We start from the raw sequence: 19,179 nt of genomic DNA, 5'->3' as shown, positions 1-19,179 counted from the left end.
GGATAGTTGTTGGATTCTTAAAATTCCTATGCAATTGGTAGAAAATGTCCAAAATCTTATAATTGCATACATAATCATTAGTAGTTGTTAACGATGCACCGTTTGATAGCTTTTTCTATCAATGGGTGGTGACCACGTTTTCAAGAATTGAATGGTACTTTTGCGTCCACTTTCCATCAGGGCAGCTTTCGTTTCCTGGCTTAAATCAAACTGGGTTGTACTCGTATCATTCACTGGAATGAAAATGATATCTTTTTCGTGTCTTCTAGAAATGTACTTTTCATCATGAGCATTTTGCATAGTTGAAAAAAGCGCTTCGAACAAATTCAATCCGTTGTTGATTATATGTGGTGGCGTATCCTTATGGCCACGGCTAATCTTCAAGCCTAGAACTGGTCGTTGCCTCTTCCCATTTGGTTCGTCAAACAACCACATCGGAAAGTTGCTCAATACACCTCCATCTACTACAATTGTCTCTCCAAAACCCACTTTCAATTTAACTGGTTCAAAGAAGAATGGAATCCCACAACTCATACGTAAAGCACGTGCAAGAGGAAAGGTGTCTACAGATATCCCATACTGGGCTAAATCATCAGGAAGAACTAACATCTTGCCGTTCGTTAAATCAGAAGCAATTAGCTTCAACTTGCCGTCCGGTAAGTCCCCAAACGTATAGACCCCTTTTGATGCCAGCTTTTCCATGAACCACTTCTCCAATGCATTGCCTTGATATAAACCCATTCGCCAATAAAGTAGAAACCATTTCAAAATCGGTAAAGGAAGGATGGTTTTACGCGGATCAAGAAGCGTTTGAAAATCTTGATCATTCAACATTTCTTCAATTTCTTGACCTGTATAACCAGCAGCTATGAAACAGGCAAGAATGGCACCTGCACTTGTTCCCGCTACACGATGAAAGCGAAAACCCTTCTCCTCTAACTCCTGATAAGCTCCAACTAAGGAAAAATCTTTCAATCCACCACCTGAAAACACCCCATCAATTAACATGCATGACGCTCTCCCTTTTCTTAACGTTATTACACTGTAGGAGGTTAGAAAGAAAATTAGAACTCCCCACTTAACAAAAGGTCACTTAACTTATTCAAAAAATCAAATTGCTGTTGCAGTTGAGTAGTTCTTTTAGTCGCCATAAAGATTTTTAGTGACTAGTTTCCAAGTTAGAATGGAGAGCTAGTTACGTTGATTAAAAATCAACATCCCTTCAAAATAAGAAAACGGCCGATGTGAATTCGGCCGCTTTTGAGATTTCTATATAGTCTTCAGAAACACCCTAACATTTAGATAAGAGAACACAAATAAGGTAAGCTTTTTAATTTAAACTTCTAACTTAGGTAATAATACTTCTACAGAAGTTCCTACATTTACTTGGCTTTTGATATGGATAGAACCTTTGTGTGATTCTATGATCCTAAAGCATACTGTCATTCCTAATCCAATCCCTTTTTCTTTTACGCTATAAAATGGCTCCCCAATATGTTTTAAACGGGATTCTTCAATTCCGCACCCATTATCCTCAAATTTAATGGCGAAATAATCCTCATTTTTATCATATATTGTAATATTTACTTCACCTTCAGTAGAGATTGCTTCCAGCGCATTTTTAATAATATTCATAAACACTTGTTTTAATTTACTATCATTACAATATGTATGGAATTGATCTTGTTCAATCACATTTAATTGAGTACTTTGTAGGGATGCTTCTATCGATAACAATTGAACGACTTCGCTCACAATTGTATTAATGTTCTTCTTAGAAAAAATAACATCTGTTGGTTTTGCAATTACTAAAAGTTCGTTTACTATCGTATTAATTCGATCGATTTCATCAACTAACACATCAATATGTTGATCAAGTTTAATTGTTTTCTCTTGGCCCATTTGCATAAACCCTTTAATAGTAGTGAGTGGATTTCGGATTTCGTGAGCAATACCCGCAGCAAGTTCACCTAAAACAGACATTTTCTCTGATTGTCGCAACATACTCTCTGTTTCTTTTAAAGCGGTAATATCTCTCCCGATAACTACCAATCCTTTTCTGGAACCATCATCATTAAAAATAGGTACTTTAAATGCATCGAAAGTTTTGCTTGATCCATCCCTTAAAGGGATTATCTCTTCACAACGACTTACCTTTCCTGCCTTCCATGCTTCTTCGTCTGTGTCTATACAATAAATCAAAGCATCATGGTAAAATTCAGTGTATTGAGCCATCTCTTTGTCTGTTTTACCTTTGTAATCTACGCCTTCTAGTTCGAATAACTGAGCACCAAATTTATTTATTTGGAGCCACCTTCCCTCTCCATCTTTAAATGAAATAGCGTCGGGCATTGTGTCAATTAATAAACTTAGCTTCTCTTTTTCTTCCTCGATTTGTTTTGAATTTCTTAAATTCCTTATTAAAAAAAATATAAGAATAGCTGTGAAGAATACGAATAATAGACTAATGAATATATCTAAGAAAAGGACTTTTTCAGAAGAAAACTTTGAAACACTTAATAAATAATCTGCTCCAATAAACCAGATGGGTCCTATTATTAAATATAAGAATGGTATTATCCGAAAAAAACTGGTACGAATTTTCATTGTTCTACCCCTTAAAATGATTGTATGCTTGTTTGCAATTAGTTATATTGTCACATATTATCCAATATTGAGCAATACAATCAGGATAGTGGAGAGAAACTTATAGCCCTATTGTAATAATTAGTGTAACTATACCTTAAAATTTCGTTAGAGGTTCAGACGATTAGACATTCAGTGTAGATACAACGAGCTGCCGAAAATACAACTTCGGCAGCCCTTTGATCATTATTCGATTGTTACAAATTATTTAGTATTAGGACTGAGAACTTCTTCCCAATTAATCGTACCATCTTTAACTTGTTGACGCAGTTCTTTCGTCATCGAATCTTTTGGTGCGCCACCACTTGGCCAATCTCCAGCATGATCTCGCCATTCAGGTCGATCTTGAGAGAGAACGAAGGCAGCAAGATTACTTGCTTCCTGATCAGTCAAGGATTTCTCCTGACCTTTAGGCATATTGTTTTGAATATATCCTGCCATTCTTGAGAATCGAGCTATACCTGCACCGTCATTAAAAGAACCTTCACCCCATAAAGCTGGTCCAGTATTAGCTCCAGTACCTGCACCATCCTGAGCATGGCAAGCAATACACGATTGTTGGAACAACTCTTCTCCAGCAGCTACATCTGGGATTGGCGCTTCTTTCATATCATTCTGCCCTAGCCATGGAAGCTCAGCTCCTACAGGAATTCCTTCTGAAATGTATTTGAAATAAGCGACCATTGCGTCCAAATCTTCGTCATCTTCAGCAAAAGGTTGACCATTCATACTTCTTACCATACACCCATTAATACGTTCTTCTAACGTTACGATTTCGCCATTACGTGAAATATAATTTGGGTATTTCGCAGCTACTCCCACTAAAGGAGAAGAGTCTTGTTCTAATCCGGCACCAGCATGACAGCTAGAACATGATAATTCGTTCACACGCTGTTGGCCATCTTCTGCAGATGCTGTATCTCCTCGTAACTGATTTGATGTATCGTCCACTAGCTCATGTCCTCTTATTATTGCTTCACCTTGAGGTCCATCAGGAACATTTTCAAGTGAAGGTGGATTAAAAGTAGCTACTGAGGCTAATTCACCAGAAACAGGTTGCTGCACATTAGTGGAGCTTTTATCTGCTCTCTCTTTTTCATCCCCCAGCTTATTACCTAAAGCACCAATAAAAATGAGTGATAAAATAAATAAAAATCCAATAGTTAAAGTTATACCTTTACCCATACTTAGCACTTCCCTCTCACTTCAATCCATTCACAATAGGATTGATTATTAAATCCATTACTATCCCCTAATTATATACCCCTCACCCTATTTAATAAAGCTTCTATTTACCCTAAACCTCAAAGAATTTCAAATTTCTTGAAGTTTTCCGTATTGCATTTTGCCTAAGTAGTTACTTTCAATAACTATCTGACGTCACGTCGGTCTGCATAGATTTTGCATAATTATTGGGTATACTCTTGTCATTAGCTAAAGGAGTGACTTATTGATGAAAAATACTTATAGAAAAATATTACTTGTTCCAACTCTAGTGCTAGCGCTAAGTGCTTGCTCAGATTCATCTACAGAAAAAGATGAAATGGATGATATGAATCATGAAAACACGGATATGGAATCTGGTTCCGAAGAAAATATGGATATGAATCACTCCGGATCAGGTGAAGTTCCAGAAGATTTGAAAGTTGAAGAAAATCCAACTTTTGAAGTTGGAAACAAAGCGATTATTAAGGATGACCACATGGAGGGTATGAAGGGTGCTGAAGCAACTATTGTGCTTGCTTTTGATACTGTAGCCTACACTGTTTCGTATACTCCGACAACAGGTGGAGAAAAAGTGACCAATCACAAATGGGTTGTCCATGAAGAAATCGAAGATGCTGGTGATGAACCCTTGGAAGTTGGAACCGAAGTTATCCTCGAGGCAGATCACATGGAAGGTATGGATGGTGCAAAAGCTGAGATTGATTCGGCTGAACAAACGACTGTGTATATGATTAATTACACTCCGACTACTGGTGGAGAAGAAGTAACTAATCATAAATGGGTAACTGAAAGTGAACTATCAGCAAAATAAAGGAATCTATAAGACACATGCAAAGATAGGGTAAAACTACAAAAGCACGTTCACTAGACAACTATGTCTGTGAACGTGCTTTTGTATTAATAATTACACAGTGGTGTAAGTGAGAAAGTAAAACATCTTCCTCACAAGTGAAACTTTTATGCAGCACCACCAATATTTCCAACTGCATCAAGAATTCTTGTAATAACTCCTACTAACTGTTGAACCTGTTCTTCGGTTAATGGTCCTTGATTAGAAGTTATTCGTACACATGGTAACTCTATTTGGAGGTCAATACCTAAAAGAACAATATCAATTGGGCATGGAATTCCAATACATAAGATTTCGTCACCAGTACAACAACTATCCGGACAAACTTGATTTCCCATTTTTTTCACCTTCTCTTCAGTAAACTATTACTATCTATATGGTCAAGTCTTGTGAGTAGTTGTGTTTTCGCCCAAGATACTATAGTTATTGGATCAATTCTATTAAGGAAAGGCTAAAATGTGAGATTACTTACCTACTTCAACTTAAAATAGAAAACATATAGTATACAAAGGGAAATTTAATAGGTTATTATTTTAAAACTTTTAACTAGTGACAAGAAATGCAATGGAGATTAAATAGATGAGGAGGGATAGTACTTGAATGATGAAAGTAGATTTAAAGAAGAAACTGTTAAAGAAGACATAGTTCAGAATTCATTTGTGATAGGAATTTTGGTTTCGAAGAACAATCGGAAGTTAAAGGAGTCCCTAAATCATTTGAATGATTTAGGAGAAATCTACAAAAAAGGTCAGGTGGGAGCTTTTTCACTTGAAGGTATAAACCGTGATAAACAAATGATTAAAGGCTTTTTATATGATGCGGGGATATGGAGACCATCAACATTTTCGATGCCAGATGCCATTATTAATCGAATCTCATTAAACCGTAAATGGGAAAATTTTTTCAGAAAAACATTAGGTACAAGAATGTTGAATAATTTCACATTTAATAAATGGGAAATGTACAAATGGCTGTCCATCAATTCAGATCTAAGGAAACATTTACCGATAACGCGCCTAGTTAATTGTCCTCAAGATATTATCGATTTTCTTGGACAATATAATGAAGGAATTATTAAACCGATTAGTGGCACTTATGGAAAAGGGATCTTTAAAGTTTCTAAGCATGAAGAAAACTTTAAAGTGGATGTTAGTCGTCAACAGGAGCAAGAAAATTCATTATATTTAAATCATGATGAGTTAGAGGTTTACTTAAGTTCCAAATTAAAAAGGAGAAAATATATTATTCAACAAGTGATTAATCTATATGTTGGGAAGAGCCCTATCGATTTTAGATTGATTTTGATAAAGGTTGGTATAGGAGAGTGGAAGGATTTAGGTTTGATCGCGCGAAAAGGCATTAAAAATGGAATTGTAAGTAACGTAGGTATTGTAAAAAGAGGAGATTTAGCATTACGAAACTTATTGTCAATACCACGTTATGAAGCTATTGAAACTAGAAAAAAGATGACACAAGTCTCATTAAATGCTGCTAAGGAAATGGAAAAGTATGGAGGCTGGAACGGGAATCTAGGGAACTTAGGAATTGACTTGGGGATAGATAGAAATCAAAACCTATGGATTATTGAAATAAACCATCGAAATCCCCGTCATCAAATGGCAGTCGATGCCGGAGAAGACGAAATTTATGCTAATTCAAATAAATTTATTATGGATTATGTACACAAATTAGCAGAAATGCGGGGATCACTGGATGAATACCTACCTCGGGATTGCCAGGAAGACTGAAAGGAACGAGCTTTGACGTTTCTTTCAGTCTTCCTGGTTGTTTTATTCTTTTAATTGTTGCTAGTATTTGTTCATCAAAACAAGCAGTTCTAATGCAGACAGAAGATTTTTTAAGACTAATCGAGTTGGCTCATAATTCATAAATTCATAAATTCATAAGCATGTAGTTCTTCATGAATGGCCACCCCACATCTATTGTTTACTCAATGTCTTATTCCACTTAAATCCTCAAGCCTCTTTCTAATCGACAAGGATAGTTCCAATTGCTTCAAAGGCTTGATTTTGCGTTATTCCTTCTCGAATAAAAGATGACACCATTTTCTAGCAAGGACTGTTCAACCGTTTTAACAAAGTAGAAAGAGCTTATCCATTTAAGGAATAAGCTCTTTTAAGTCTTCAAATATTTATAGCAATTAATAAAAACTAAATTTAGCTAGCAGTTCACTTTCTGTTATAGTTGGTCACTTTTTCTCCACAAGTAGTCGGAGTATACGAAATTGTTATGAAAAGTATAAGAACTATTTTCCACTACATAAGAAGTGAACTAACTGTTTATGTCTACTTTACTACAAACTGACCGATCATACCGTTCTCTTTATGACCAGGAATTGTACAGTAAAATTCATATACTCCAACTTCATTTATAGTAAATGTAATATTACTTGTTGTTTGAGGTTCTGCATGCAGATGTATCACGTTCTCCTTAACATCATGCTGATGTGTAGATTTACTCATCACATTAAATGACGCGCCTTTAATTTCAATGTCATGCTCTATTTGATCCGAATTTTTTAATACCAATGTAATAGACGTATTTTTCTCCACAACCACTTCCTCTGGTGAGTAATTCATACCAGATGTTTCAATAACGATTTTTTTAATATCTTTTTGTGGTTCAGAATCATTATATGTATCTTCTTCGTGGTCATGAGATATGGATTTTGATTCTGCCTTCTCCATACTCAATGAATTCCCTAAAAATATAACCAAACCACTTAACAACAAAGTTGAAACGGGTTTTAAGAACCAACCCCTATTCTTAATAGTCTCCTTGTTCGGTGTGGTTAGTATAATCAATAGAAAAATCGTACACATCAAGATGAGTAAAAAAATCTTGATGAATACATTTGCTTGTTCAACCGCAACCATTTCTCCAAACATCGCCCCCATCATACCGCCCATCAAACCAGACATTAACCCTTCGAGAGTTGAGAGTAAGCCAAAGCAAATTCCGCAAAAGGAACCCGACAGTATACCGAATACCATCCCTAAAATCGTTGAAAGAAATAAATTCCCTTAGTATACAACACCGAACGTAACTCCAGCAGTTAATCCAACATTCATACCTAAGAACATTGAAACAATCATTCCCGACATATGAGTGAAATGACGCTTCCTCTTTAGAGCTAATATTATGGAAATAATAGTTATACCACTTATTAAACAAACAACATATAAATGAAAGTCGCTCAATATTAGTTCCCCCTATGGGTAAATGCTATGTAAATGTAATTCAAAAGATTCATCCATACTATGCACTCTTATAATGCCAAAAAATGGAATATATAATCTGAACGATTTGAGTTGCTAAGTCGGCTCTTTTTTTATAATCAAAAGAGGAAGTTGAATACAGCTAAAAAAAGAATGACATCAAAGTAGGCTTTTTTTCATACAATATTTATGGGGTGAATAAATGCCAAGAGTAAATTACCGAAGTTCAGATGTTGATTTAATGGCAAGGATGATGAGAGCAGAAGCCGAAGGTGAAGGAAAGCAAGGAATGTTATATGTTGGAAATGTAATTGTTAATCGTGCTAAAGCAGATTGTTTGGACTTTAAGGATGTAAGGACAATTAATGATGTCATTTTTCAGGTACAAGGAAATAATTATTCTTTTGAAGCAGTTCAAAAAGGTAATCTATTTTACCAAAGAGCGAGAGAAGTTGAAAAAAGATTAGCCAAACAGAATTTGGATTCTTGGAGACAACATCCAGGGAAATATGCTCTTTGGTACTTTAATCCATATGGTCCTTGCCCTCCAACATGGTACAATCAACCTTTTGCAGGTCAATATAAAAATCATTGTTATTATGAACCAATAGCTGGAACATGTGAAAGTGTTTATATCGGTTAGGTTGTCTAGGGGCTATTATAAAATCTAGATTTTTTTAACTTCTCCTTTTTTGTGTTACGAATACAACATTTTATTCGTAGTTACTGGTAGCAAATCATATTCATTGGATGCAACTCCTATATGTATATAACAGGTGTCGGTTGATAAAAGCTCGAAACCTTAACCGCAGCCTATTTTTCTAAACTTTTTCTGGTGAATTAAAAAAAGGGAACTCCTGGTTTGCAGGTGTTCCCTTTTTTAAATTTCAAACATTACTAAGTGGTATTTTGTCCAACAAAGGCAATGAATTATTTTACTAATACCGTATTTTTTACGATGTGTTCTAGTTCTTCATAATTACTGATTTCAAATGTTGGATTAATGCTTGTAAGATTCTCTTTTTTAGTAGGATTAAACCAACAAGTATCGATTCCAAAATTATTGCCGCCTTGGATATCTGATGTTAGAGAGTCCCCAATCATTAATACATTTTGCTTTTCAGTGTGACGCAGCTTTTCAAATACATATTCAAAAATTTCTGCTTGTGGCTTTTGATATCCGGTCTCCTCCGAAGTAACAATCACTTCAAATGTTTGATGCAGTGGCGAAAGAGCAATTCTTGCATGTTGAACATCTTTAAACCCATTTGTTAACAGGACAAGTCTGCAACTAGAAAGATTAGTCAACATGTTCTGTACCCCATCAATCATATGTACTTCTTTACCTAAGTTCTCCATATATATTTGCCCAAAATCTTCTGGACTAAGTAGCAGTTCATGTTGAAGGAACAAGCGCTTGAATCGTTCCACTTTTAGCTCTGAAAGCGAGATACGTCCTTGCTCTAAGTCAAGCCAGAGTCCTTTGCTTATCTCCTTATAACTTGTTCTGTAATCCGTTAAACCATTTGGGAAACTAAATGCACGAAATGAATGATCGAGGGCATGCTTTTCCGTTTCACCGAAATCAAATAAAGTGTCATCTAAATCAAATATTAATACATCATACTTCAAGTCTACTCATCCTTTTTGTGGTTCTTTTATAACTTTGGTAAAGCCCAATCGTTTAACAATCATCAGGGAGAGAGTTGTAGATAAATACCCAAAGTCCCAACCTCTTATTATCTCTCCAATTGAGCGCTCGTACTTGTTATTCGTCAGCCTAATAATATTAACAGTGACTTTACATACTTATTAACTAAAACTTCTTTATCTTCATCACTTAGCTTGTAATAAGGTAGCTCGTTCGGAACGACAATGTGGCTCAGAAAAATCCCTACTAATTGTCTTGCACATAGCTCAGTGTCCACGTTTTGATTCTTTTGAGCAAAATGGTGGTCCATTGCCTTTTTCAGATGAGCATGAATAATTACAGGAAAATCAATGTCGGGACTCAAATTGCCTTTCAAACTTTCCGAAATCAGCATCTTTACTAAAGATGCATTTTTGGAAAGTGTCTTTAAGCGATTATCAATCGTTCCCTTTAGAAATTCTTCTGTATTTTCTTGATCAGCTAGTTGCATCACCTTAGAATTGAATTGTTTTTCAAGCACATTTTTAATGACCGTTTTAAATAAGTTTTGCTTAGTAGAAAACTTACGATACAAAGTAACTTCGGCAACATCCGCCTCTTTGGCAATTTCCTGAGTGGTTGCCTGAAGCCCTTTATTAATAAATATTTTTACAGCTGCTTGCAAAATTTGTTCAGTTTTATCTCTTATTGACTCCATCCCCCTAATTTACTACTATATCCTTTTCTCTTCTAGGTTTTGTTTTTACAAAACGATCTAAAATAATCAAGACAGCTGGCATCACGACAATTGTACTGAATAAAGCTAGTGAGATATTGATTAGGGTCATCATACCAAAATTACTCAAGATGACAAAATCTGATACAAGCAAAGCACTAAAGCCACCAATAGTTGTAATGGCAGATGCGAAAATTGATTTTCCAGTTTTTTGGTTTGCTATTCTGATGGCATCGATGCTTGAACTCCCATTTTCACGTTCTTCATAAAATCTTTCCATGATTAAAATGGTGAATTCTGTGCCAATCCCTATAATCAATGCACCTAGCGTCGCCGTTAGAGGAGTATAGCTTATTTCAGCAAAATACATCACGGCTCCGGACCAACCAATGATTAAAGTAATCGGTAACAAAGGGATCAAAGCCTTAATCGGATGTCGGTAAACTGCAAGTAAACCTAAAAATACAAGGGCCATCCCAAGTAAAGTCATTTTATATCGCCCGGTTGTCAAACCAGAAACCATTTCAACATCCAACACAGATTTTCCAGTTACCATAGTTTCCATATTATCTGGTTGGTTGTCGTCAAGGTAATGATTCAAATCATCAATAAAGTTTTTCAACGGCTCAGCTTCCAGATGTTTGATCCCGACGGTGATTACCCCTTTCGTACCAGACTCGTTAATAAGGAGCTTCTGTTGTTGATCCGGAATATCTTCCATTATTTCTTTTACCCCTGAGCCTGTTGGGATTTCCCCATCATTTAATTTTTTGAACACTTCTGTAATTGAATTTGACTTAACCACCACTTGTGAAAACTCTTTTCCAATCTCGTTTGTTGTTGTATCTACCCAGTTTAGAGAACTTGGAGACAAGATATCCTTACCCTCATACACGATGGAAACTTGATCGGTTGTACCAACAATACCTCTTAATTTTTGAATATCTTTAAGTACTTGGGTATCCTGAGGCATAAATGTCTCGACATCAGTCTCTGCCTTAGCGTCTAAATCGACCCAGATACCAAAACCAGCTGTAATAGTGGCTATGAGAATAATCCACCATCTGAGAGCAACCACCTTTTTGGTAATTCCATCAAGAAAATTTTCAAATCGTGAAGATTTACCTGTCTTTTTCGAGCGTTTAATAGAAGCTTCATTTGAGAAAAAGGAATCCCTTGTAAAAAGGAGTGGTATCAATATAAAAACACCGACTATGAAACTAATAATCATTCCAATAGTTAACATTTTTCCGAAGTCTTGAATCATAGGCACGGGTGAAGTATATAGAGAAATAAAACCTAGTGAAGTTGCTATCAGAGCCGTCAACACTGCTGGCACCATTTTTGTAACGGTACGGTATAAACTTTTATGTGCGTGACTATTAAACTTTTTATTCTGCTTCATAATGATCCTCTCCTTCTTCCATTTCTTCGGTATATCTACTTTGAAATTGGATGGCATAGTCAATACCTAATCCGATCAGAATAGGAAATACTGCCATCGACACCATGGTAATCGGGATGCTAACCCAACCCATAATTCCAATCGTTCCAGCTATTGCTATCAGTACTATCCCTAAAGGTAAAATGCGCCATCTTGTTTTGAATGAAACCATTAAAACAATAATCATGACGATGAGAGCAAGCATCATCATTTTTTTCATACTATCCTTCATGGAAGATTCTATTTCACCGTCCAGTACCGGTTTTCCAGATACAAACGTTTGTGTCGTTGTTAATGCATGATGATCAAGATAGGAGTTAATCGATTCTACTACCTCACTTTTGTCGACATCACTTACTTCTCCTTTGAATTTAATCGACATCATCATGTATCTGTCATCCATAACCAGCTCATTGAACATATCTAGTAACTGGCCTTCGTCATCATAAATCATATAATCAAGGGTTTTTTGCGTTTTAGGAAGTCCGGGAGATAGCGTATCAGAGTATTTTTGCATATTGTTCATATTCAAACTGATAGATTCCAACTGTTTTCCCATTTCCTTCAACCCTAAGCTCAGTTCCTTTAATTCAACTTGCTGTTGTACTTGTTTTTCTTGCTGTGACTTATCTTTCGTCATACGTGTGGTGGTCTGAAGTGCAGAAGTTTTAGACTCATTTTGTTTCACTTGTTCAGATAGTTGAATGAGCTTTTGACTGTAATCTTTTAATTGATTGATTTGTTGTTGTAATTGAGGTTGATCAGTCGTCATGTCGGATGTCGTTTTATTAATTGCTATCCCGAACTGTCTGATTTTCTCTCCATATAAGTTCTCTGTCCCATCTTGCTGCGACTGACTGCTTGAATCGGTTTTACTGATGAGGTTGTTTCCTATTTCATTTAATTTCCCACTCATTTCATCAAGGCCAGTGATTATTTCAGACAGTCCTTCCTGATACTTACCTGACTGTTTCTCGGCCATTTGATTTATGAGCATCACTGGGCTAATAATACTGTAGATATTTTCATTTAATGCAAGTTGTTGTTCTAATCCTTCCATGTGCTCTAGATTGTCTATCGCAAGTAAGGACTTCTGATCGTCACTTTCGTACATTACGATGATTGATTCACCGCCGAACTCTTTTTCTAATGCCAGATTGTCTTGATAGACATCCGATTCACTGCTAACTAAAGTATCATTGCCAGTTGCCATTTCTACATTTTGTGCGCCTACTGCTAAAACCACGATAAGCAAAACAGTAAATAAGATCGTTTTTAATGGTTTTTTCTTTAATAAAGAGGACAATCGCTTAAGAATGAACATAATTATTAACTCCTTTTCATGAATATGTTTATGTTAGTGAGTACTTACATACATAATACACCTATTTTATTTTTATTCAACTTAATAGTTTGGAGATTAAAATTTTTTTATGTCGTTATAAGAGGCTACTGAAAAACTCGAATTAAAAAATCCATTCTCAGGTTAGATTGAAAAAAAGGCGAGATTTCGTTCAGAATTGAACGAAATCTCGCCTTTACCTTGTGTTTTTTAAGGTCAGTATTCCTTTGAGATTCACCGCAAATATGGCCTTGTTAAACTCAAATTCCTCTTCTTTCGTGCGTCCACCTTGTGTAATTTGGACTAAGGTTTAAAGATTCTTGATTGTAAATCATCGGGACACCACCTTATACAAAAGATATTACCTAAAAATCTTTTATTTATTAATTTAGTAGGTGATTGGAGTGAAAGGCGGCGACTCCAGCGGGAAAAGCGTGTCCTGGTGAGACCCCACAGACGCTTGCGTCGAGGAGGCTCACGGACCGCCCGCGGAAAGCGTCCGACTGTAACGAAAATCACTAAGTCGTTTTAACAGTTCGATTAAAAAGAAAAACCACCTAAACTCGATAAATCGAGTTTAGGTGGTTTTGATAATCAAAGTGTACTTTTTCAGTGGCCTCTTTATAGGCAGCAGATTCTTCAACTTGGGCATCCGTTAGTTAACAAGATGTGATTAAGTTAGTTATTTATTTTATTATTGCTGAATTAACAGTTATGTACGAACTGGCACGATCAGTTGCAATACAGCGTCATCATGAACAGAATTTATTATGAATGGTCGCATGGCACCTATAAATTGAACCTTCACATCTTGCCCACCAACTGCTTTTAGTGCATCCATCATGTATTTCGCACTAAATGAAATGTTCAACTCTTCCCCTTCGATTAATGTGGTTTGTATTTCTTCTTCTACTTTACCTATTTCAGCTGAGCTAGAAGATATTTCTACAACATTATCTTTTAATGATGTAAATCGAACTATGTTATTACGTTCTTCACGTGCTAATAAAGAAGCACGGTCTATCGCTTGAAATAATGCTTTCCCGTCAATGGTGACCTTCGTATTAAATTCATTTGGAATTAATCGAGATGTATCAGGATAGGTACCTTCAAGTAGACGCGAGTAGAAGAATACAGCTGATGTTTTAAAAAGCACTTGTTGGTTCGTCATCACGATATGAACTGGTTCTGATGAATCTCCAATGATTTTGCTTAATTCATTTAAGCTCTTCCCAGGAATGACTACGCTGTATTCTCCTTCAGGCATTTGCTCCAATATCGTTTTTCGACGAGCAAGACGGTGACTGTCAGTAGCAACACATACGAGTTCTCCATTTTTCACGTTCCAGTGAACACCTGTTAATATAGGACGACTTTCAGAAGTAGATATCGCAAACACTGTTTCACGCACAATTGATTTTAACAAATCAGCAGGAATGACAAATTGACGGTCATCTTGAATTTCTGGTACCAGTGGATATTCAGATGCATCCAGTCCAATTAAATGGAATTCTGATTTTCCTGATCGTATATGCGTTTGATAATGCTCGGTTACTTCTAATTCCACATCGTTCGTTGGTAATTTACGTATGATTTCATTGAACATACGTGCTTGTAAGACAATCGATCCTTCTTCAATAACCCGAATGACTTGTTCTCCATTTTCTTCGGTTTTAATAAATGTTTGAATCGTGATATCAGAATCACTGCCTGTTAGTCGAAGTCCTTCTTCTGTAACTTCTATTTTAATTCCCGTCAAAATCGGAATGGTTGTTTTGGAACTCACTGCTTTCATTACATCATTTAATCCCTCTATTAATCGGTGACGCATAATTTCAAATTTCATCTTTTTCCCTCACTTAAAAATTAGTATTTGAACTCCACTTAATATATGGAGTAAACCACAATAAATCATTTTTCCGAATTATTATATAATTTCAACATTGATTAATATAACACGATGAAAATCGAAATGCACTAGCTTCTTTTTAGAACAAAATGCCCTCGAGGAAAGGAAATCTACTTTTCTCGAATGATAAATTTTATAACCTTATTTCTCTATTAAATATCACAGTAAATGATGAGTCGTTTTATTTCAAAAATGGTATAATTACATAAAATTGGAATATTAATAACGTTGGGGGTTTGACATGAAAGAAACACTTACGATACTTCATACGAATGATTTGCACGGTCACTATGATTTAGCTCTCAGACAAGCAGCCTTAATTAAAAAAAGAAAAAGTGATTTACTGAGACAAGGTGAAAATGTAATTGTGTTAGATGGTGGTGACCATATGGATATGAGCATGAATGAATGTTTGGCCACTTCGGGTACTATTCATCTTGATATGCTTAGTGTTACTGGGTATGATGCGATGTCAGTTGGAAACAATGAACTGTTGCGTTTACCTAAGGGCAAAATTAGGCAGTTAAGTCACGATTCAAAAGTTCCTTGGCTCCTCTTAAACCTGGAAGAGTCCGATGGTTCACAAATAGGTGGAACAAAAGAGATCCTTATGCTTAAGGTTGGTAGCAAGTTAAACATCGGGCTTTTTGGAGCAACCGATCAATTTGAAGATATATATGAAAACAAACATGGGTTTCGAAATCGAGATACCCTTAATGCAATAAAACAAGCCATCGAGAAATTAAGAAAAGATGGCGCTAACCTGATTATTTTCCTTTCGCATATGGGATATGGTGCTGATATAGAACTAGCTAAATCATTATCAGGGCTCGTTGATGTCATTGTTGGTGCCCATAGCCATACCGTGATAAGCCAGCCCGAGGTTGTGGAAAATGTAATCATCGTCCAAGCAGGATCATACGGAAAATACTTGGGCGAACTAAGAATTACTGTGAATATTGAGGAAATGAAAGTCGTTGAACATACAGGGCACTTAACAGAAATATCAATGGATGATAAGTGTGATACAAAACTAAGTGAAGTCGTTGAAAAAGGACGACTAGAAACCGAGAAGTTTTTATCTGAAGTTGTCTATTATTCGAATGAGGCTATTACACATGAGGAGTTAGTAGAGTTAATGGCTTGTAGTGTCAAAGATTTTTGGAAATCTGATGTAGGAATTATGTACGGAGGAGCTGCAACAAATGGTTTAGAAAGTGGTAAAATCTCAAAAGCTAGTGTATTAAACGCTTGTAAAAGTATGCAGGCCGCTTCCTTAATTGAGTTAACTGGACAACAAATAGCTGGTCTTATTCATGAAACATTCAACGAAGAAATTACGAATCGAAAAGTATATGGCAGTGGGTTTCGTCCTCAGGGAATTGCTATAGGGAAATTACAATTCTCTGGTGTACGCTGGACAGAGCATGAGGGAAAAGTATCTGACATCCTAGTAAATGATGAACCGATTGATTTCACTAAGAAGTATACTGTAGCCACTGGCTCTTCACTTATATACGAAGAAGTGTGCGGTTACCCTAGTGTCAAAGGAAATACACTAATTGATTATTCGAAGGAATTTATGGTTAAAGATGTTTTTATGGATTACTTGAAACAGCAATATAATAAGATGAAGAGCAAGATAATTTAATAATAACTAAACCAGAATAACCAATCCTCTTGAGTTTGAATTCAAGAGAATTGGTTATTTTTATGGTTAATTGTTTTTTATTGAACTGCAAACTTCTTGTGCAGTGTTAGTTGCTAACGCAATATAATCGTTGATTTCTCTGAAAGTATATACTTGCAATTCTTTTCCTATATCTTCTTTGTTATAAGTAAAATCATTTAAAGTTTCTATCGTAAAGCTTTGCAAGTCTTTAGAGTCTATTTCGCATACTATATTATCCAGAGTGGCACCAAATAACTTGTTTTTCAATTCTCCACACTCGAACTTTTCTATTAATTTTCCGTTTAATTTCCGAAAATCATCGTGCCATCTCCCCAATAACTCCGGGTCAGTTGCAAGTCGATTATAAAAGTCGTTTTTAAAATAAATAAACTTCATCCAAACATCATCTGATATTAAATGTGTTAAATAACCAAGCATATATTCCTCATGAATTTCAGAATGATATTTTTCAATAAAGGCTTTATAATTTACAAATCTTGTCCCATCATCCAATCGTCCTTCAAAAAAGTGTGATATATTTTTGCTATCTGGTGTAAATGCCGCATCGGGAGCAATTCCACCTAGAAGAAACCTTTGTTGATTAGACAGTTCCAGCTTTTCAAAAACTTGATTGGCAATTATTAAATGCATCATTCGTGATCCCATTTTAAATCCTTTCTTACTAGTAGAGTTCCGCCTTAAATAGATTTTGGCTCTTCTAATACTGTGTAATGTTCTTCCATTGTTAGTGAATTGTTTCTTATCATGTATACCGCTAGTAATCCTATTGGGGTGAATATGAATGCGCTCACTAATGTGATTACCAGTGCGTGTTTTGTATAGCGTTTTAGTAGTAGGAATAGAACAATATATAAGTATGCTCCTACTGCAATAGATGCTAGAGACATCAATGAACTAAGTAATGAGTCTATCATGCCGTATTGTGGGAGTGAAATTACATAAACAAGCATTCCGATATAAGCTAATGCTACTGCTGTTACGATTGTTACTAAACATTTTCCACTCTTTACTAGTTTGTTGTCGGCTAATATTTCACCTATGATATATAGTTGAGCAATAGGGATGAAAGCTAAGTGCGCTTTTTTTATATCCTCTCGTCTTGCTAGGTTGGCTAAACCTAATGAAAATAGGATATACGAAACTGCTACTCCTATTAATAGTAAGACACCTAAAATAATGATAAAAATTATTACTGCTTCATACCCTTGTATTTCCATGCTTATTCCTCAAGTCTATTTGTTTTTTTATCGTGGACTTTTACTTAACTTCCTTACTTTTTACATGCGAACATTAAAAAAAGAGGGATTCTCAATCGTCGTTTATATTCACTGTCACTAGTAAATTCTTCAACTCTTGGAGTACCTTCTCTAATATCTTCAATCATGAATCCCGCTTGTTTTAATAGTTGAAAATATTCTTCAATCGTACGATGATACTTAACAACTTTTTTATCAATCCAAGGTTCTGCTCTTTCTCCACTATTAAAATAATCATCTACGATCCAATCTGCCCTTGAGGAAGAAGCAGCTGCACTTTTTATTGATGAAGTTAATACTGGATGCTGAACACTAAATATAAATCTTCCATGACTTCCTAGTGATTTATATGTTTCTTGAAATATAGCCTTTAATTCGGATAAATAATGAAGCGCTAATCGTGAAACAACTAAATCATAACTTCCAGTTTGAAAATCCCACGTTTCTATTGGAGAAAGATGGACGTTTCCCACTGTTCCAGTTAAGTTTTTCAGAGCTTCATTTGCCATATTTTCTGACCCTTCTACTCCGTCATACGAGGTGCATCCTTTTTGTAGAAGTTCAACACCAAATTTTGCATCCCCACACCCCAGATCTAAAACCTTTTCCCCTTTTACATCACCTATCATTTCAAGGAAGATGGGCTTTTCAATAATATTGTTTGGACTATCTTCACGATTTCTTCTGGTGATGTAATTCTTGAAAAACTGATCATCATTATAAGCTGATGCACCTCTATACTCCATTAATTTCCCTCCATGGTTCTAACGTTTCCAAAGATGGTAAGGGCGATAAATCGTCGATTTCATTACCTGTCACATCCAAGTAATTAAGAGTGGTTAATGATTCAATTCCTTCAAGGTCCTTGATTCCATCATCCGGTACTTCCAATGATTCAATAGGTGCAAGATCAACATCTGTTACATTTTCATCTTCACTATCAAGCTCATGAAGAACAGCGGATTCCAAGGCTTTATCTTGAAAATAATCTTGCTTTGTATCCGTTTCTGGCGAATAAGCTGTGAAAGAGAACATAAGCATTCCTAATAGAACTATGTATTTTGTTATATTTAGCAATCGGACTCCCCTTTTGTAGTTACTATTTCTTTTGTTATGTGTTATTTACGAATCGGGAAAGAAAAAGTTCCATCATTTGGAATAATACCAAAAAAATATTTCTCATTTCAAATCTTTAAACATCCATCCC

The 19,179-nt window shown here is 35.7% G+C and carries 19 protein-coding genes; 4 read left to right on the top strand and 15 right to left on the bottom strand.

Features of this window, described 5'->3' with window-relative positions:
- Positions 1-87 precede the first annotated feature (87 nt).
- The 3 genes from AC3EA5_RS01595 to AC3EA5_RS01585 form a co-directional block, all read right to left on the bottom strand.
- Positions 88-1,008: a patatin-like phospholipase family protein gene (locus AC3EA5_RS01595; RefSeq protein WP_488606799.1), complete on the bottom strand. Its 921-nt coding sequence runs from the start codon at positions 1,006-1,008 to the stop codon at positions 88-90.
- 327 nt (positions 1,009-1,335) lie between these two features.
- Positions 1,336-2,607 carry an ATP-binding protein gene (locus tag AC3EA5_RS01590; RefSeq protein WP_488606798.1) on the bottom strand — a complete coding sequence of 424 codons (1,272 nt, stop codon included), beginning with the start codon at positions 2,605-2,607 and terminating at the stop codon, positions 1,336-1,338.
- Positions 2,608-2,850: 243 nt separating this feature from the next.
- Positions 2,851-3,831, bottom strand: coding sequence for a c-type cytochrome (locus tag AC3EA5_RS01585; RefSeq protein WP_488606797.1), 981 nt, complete (start codon positions 3,829-3,831; stop codon positions 2,851-2,853).
- Positions 3,832-4,099: 268 nt separating this feature from the next.
- On the opposite strand from AC3EA5_RS01585, the gene AC3EA5_RS01580 reads away from it, so the two are divergent.
- A complete protein-coding gene (locus tag AC3EA5_RS01580; RefSeq protein WP_488606796.1) occupies positions 4,100-4,684 on the top strand; it encodes a YdhK family protein in 585 nt (194 codons plus the stop codon).
- A 146-nt stretch (positions 4,685-4,830) separates the two neighbouring features.
- Here the strand turns inward: AC3EA5_RS01580 and AC3EA5_RS01575 are convergent, their stop codons facing one another.
- Positions 4,831-5,061: a hypothetical protein gene (locus AC3EA5_RS01575; RefSeq protein WP_488606795.1), complete on the bottom strand. Its 231-nt coding sequence runs from the start codon at positions 5,059-5,061 to the stop codon at positions 4,831-4,833.
- A 258-nt stretch (positions 5,062-5,319) separates the two neighbouring features.
- Here AC3EA5_RS01575 and AC3EA5_RS01570 point away from each other — a divergent pair, with 258 nt between their 5' ends.
- Positions 5,320-6,471, top strand: a complete 1,152-nt coding sequence (locus AC3EA5_RS01570; protein ID WP_488606794.1) for a YheC/YheD family endospore coat-associated protein — start codon at positions 5,320-5,322, stop codon at positions 6,469-6,471.
- Positions 6,472-7,029: 558 nt separating this feature from the next.
- Here AC3EA5_RS01570 and AC3EA5_RS01565 read toward each other — a convergent pair.
- Together AC3EA5_RS01565 and AC3EA5_RS01560 are read right to left on the bottom strand one after the other, a co-directional pair.
- Positions 7,030-7,665, bottom strand: coding sequence for a plastocyanin/azurin family copper-binding protein (locus AC3EA5_RS01565; RefSeq protein ID WP_488606793.1), 636 nt, complete (start codon positions 7,663-7,665; stop codon positions 7,030-7,032).
- Between the two features lie 102 nt (positions 7,666-7,767).
- Positions 7,768-7,944 carry a hypothetical protein gene (locus AC3EA5_RS01560; protein ID WP_488606792.1) on the bottom strand — a complete coding sequence of 59 codons (177 nt, stop codon included), beginning with the start codon at positions 7,942-7,944 and terminating at the stop codon, positions 7,768-7,770.
- 220 nt (positions 7,945-8,164) lie between these two features.
- On the opposite strand from AC3EA5_RS01560, the gene AC3EA5_RS01555 reads away from it, so the two are divergent.
- Positions 8,165-8,605 carry a cell wall hydrolase gene (locus AC3EA5_RS01555; protein WP_488606791.1) on the top strand — a complete coding sequence of 147 codons (441 nt, stop codon included), beginning with the start codon at positions 8,165-8,167 and terminating at the stop codon, positions 8,603-8,605.
- A gap of 287 nt (positions 8,606-8,892) precedes the next feature.
- On the opposite strand, the gene AC3EA5_RS01550 is transcribed toward AC3EA5_RS01555, so the two are convergent.
- The 5 genes from AC3EA5_RS01550 to dnaN form a co-directional block, all read right to left on the bottom strand.
- A complete protein-coding gene (locus tag AC3EA5_RS01550) occupies positions 8,893-9,594 on the bottom strand; it encodes a YjjG family noncanonical pyrimidine nucleotidase (RefSeq protein ID WP_488606790.1) in 702 nt (233 codons plus the stop codon).
- Between the two features lie 143 nt (positions 9,595-9,737).
- Positions 9,738-10,310, bottom strand: coding sequence for a TetR/AcrR family transcriptional regulator (locus AC3EA5_RS01545; protein WP_488606789.1), 573 nt, complete (start codon positions 10,308-10,310; stop codon positions 9,738-9,740).
- Positions 10,311-10,314: 4 nt separating this feature from the next.
- Positions 10,315-11,733, bottom strand: coding sequence for an efflux RND transporter permease subunit (locus tag AC3EA5_RS01540; RefSeq protein ID WP_488606788.1), 1,419 nt, complete (start codon positions 11,731-11,733; stop codon positions 10,315-10,317).
- A complete protein-coding gene (locus AC3EA5_RS01535) occupies positions 11,720-13,096 on the bottom strand; it encodes an MMPL family transporter (RefSeq protein WP_488606787.1) in 1,377 nt (458 codons plus the stop codon). Before AC3EA5_RS01535 ends, AC3EA5_RS01540 begins: the two co-directional genes overlap by 14 nt.
- Positions 13,097-13,826: 730 nt before the next feature.
- Positions 13,827-14,960: a DNA polymerase III subunit beta gene (dnaN, locus tag AC3EA5_RS01530; protein WP_488606786.1), complete on the bottom strand. Its 1,134-nt coding sequence runs from the start codon at positions 14,958-14,960 to the stop codon at positions 13,827-13,829.
- 304 nt (positions 14,961-15,264) lie between these two features.
- Between dnaN and AC3EA5_RS01525 the strand changes: the two genes are divergently transcribed.
- Complete coding sequence (locus AC3EA5_RS01525; RefSeq protein WP_488606785.1) at positions 15,265-16,674, top strand: bifunctional metallophosphatase/5'-nucleotidase; 1,410 nt, start codon at positions 15,265-15,267, stop codon at positions 16,672-16,674.
- 66 nt (positions 16,675-16,740) lie between these two features.
- Here AC3EA5_RS01525 and AC3EA5_RS01520 read toward each other — a convergent pair whose 3' ends face one another.
- The 4 genes from AC3EA5_RS01520 to AC3EA5_RS01505 are packed head-to-tail and all read right to left on the bottom strand — an operon-like array spanning position 16,741 to position 19,049.
- A complete protein-coding gene (locus tag AC3EA5_RS01520) occupies positions 16,741-17,349 on the bottom strand; it encodes a zinc dependent phospholipase C family protein (RefSeq protein WP_488606784.1) in 609 nt (202 codons plus the stop codon).
- Between the two features lie 44 nt (positions 17,350-17,393).
- Positions 17,394-17,933, bottom strand: coding sequence for a hypothetical protein (locus AC3EA5_RS01515; RefSeq protein ID WP_488606783.1), 540 nt, complete (start codon positions 17,931-17,933; stop codon positions 17,394-17,396).
- 53 nt (positions 17,934-17,986) lie between these two features.
- Positions 17,987-18,718: a class I SAM-dependent DNA methyltransferase gene (locus tag AC3EA5_RS01510; RefSeq protein WP_488606782.1), complete on the bottom strand. Its 732-nt coding sequence runs from the start codon at positions 18,716-18,718 to the stop codon at positions 17,987-17,989.
- Complete coding sequence (locus tag AC3EA5_RS01505) at positions 18,708-19,049, bottom strand: hypothetical protein (RefSeq protein WP_488606781.1); 342 nt, start codon at positions 19,047-19,049, stop codon at positions 18,708-18,710. The genes AC3EA5_RS01510 and AC3EA5_RS01505 overlap by 11 nt, the downstream gene beginning before the upstream one ends.
- Positions 19,050-19,179: the final 130 nt, after the last annotated feature.

The organism is Paenisporosarcina sp., from assembly GCF_057785155.1.
This window is presented reverse-complemented; position numbering and strand designations above follow the sequence as displayed.

What these genes read in the sequence shown, in the direction of transcription:
- AC3EA5_RS01525 (WP_488606785.1), top strand. Translation starts at nt 15,265, where the DNA reads ATGAAAGAAACACTTACGATACTTCATACGAATGATTTGCACGGTCAC.
- AC3EA5_RS01515 (WP_488606783.1), bottom strand. Translation starts at nt 17,933, where the DNA reads ATGGAAATACAAGGGTATGAAGCAGTAATAATTTTTATCATTATTTTA.
- dnaN (WP_488606786.1), bottom strand. Translation starts at nt 14,960, where the DNA reads ATGAAATTTGAAATTATGCGTCACCGATTAATAGAGGGATTAAATGAT.
- AC3EA5_RS01540 (WP_488606788.1), bottom strand. Translation starts at nt 11,733, where the DNA reads ATGAAGCAGAATAAAAAGTTTAATAGTCACGCACATAAAAGTTTATAC.
- AC3EA5_RS01590 (WP_488606798.1), bottom strand. Translation starts at nt 2,607, where the DNA reads ATGAAAATTCGTACCAGTTTTTTTCGGATAATACCATTCTTATATTTA.
- AC3EA5_RS01535 (WP_488606787.1), bottom strand. Translation starts at nt 13,096, where the DNA reads ATGTTCATTCTTAAGCGATTGTCCTCTTTATTAAAGAAAAAACCATTA.
- AC3EA5_RS01545 (WP_488606789.1), bottom strand. Translation starts at nt 10,310, where the DNA reads ATGGAGTCAATAAGAGATAAAACTGAACAAATTTTGCAAGCAGCTGTA.
- AC3EA5_RS01555 (WP_488606791.1), top strand. Translation starts at nt 8,165, where the DNA reads ATGCCAAGAGTAAATTACCGAAGTTCAGATGTTGATTTAATGGCAAGG.
- AC3EA5_RS01565 (WP_488606793.1), bottom strand. Translation starts at nt 7,665, where the DNA reads ATGTCTGGTTTGATGGGCGGTATGATGGGGGCGATGTTTGGAGAAATG.
- AC3EA5_RS01580 (WP_488606796.1), top strand. Translation starts at nt 4,100, where the DNA reads ATGAAAAATACTTATAGAAAAATATTACTTGTTCCAACTCTAGTGCTA.
- AC3EA5_RS01510 (WP_488606782.1), bottom strand. Translation starts at nt 18,718, where the DNA reads ATGGAGTATAGAGGTGCATCAGCTTATAATGATGATCAGTTTTTCAAG.
- AC3EA5_RS01575 (WP_488606795.1), bottom strand. Translation starts at nt 5,061, where the DNA reads ATGGGAAATCAAGTTTGTCCGGATAGTTGTTGTACTGGTGACGAAATC.
- AC3EA5_RS01520 (WP_488606784.1), bottom strand. Translation starts at nt 17,349, where the DNA reads ATGATGCATTTAATAATTGCCAATCAAGTTTTTGAAAAGCTGGAACTG.
- AC3EA5_RS01595 (WP_488606799.1), bottom strand. Translation starts at nt 1,008, where the DNA reads ATGTTAATTGATGGGGTGTTTTCAGGTGGTGGATTGAAAGATTTTTCC.
- AC3EA5_RS01585 (WP_488606797.1), bottom strand. Translation starts at nt 3,831, where the DNA reads ATGGGTAAAGGTATAACTTTAACTATTGGATTTTTATTTATTTTATCA.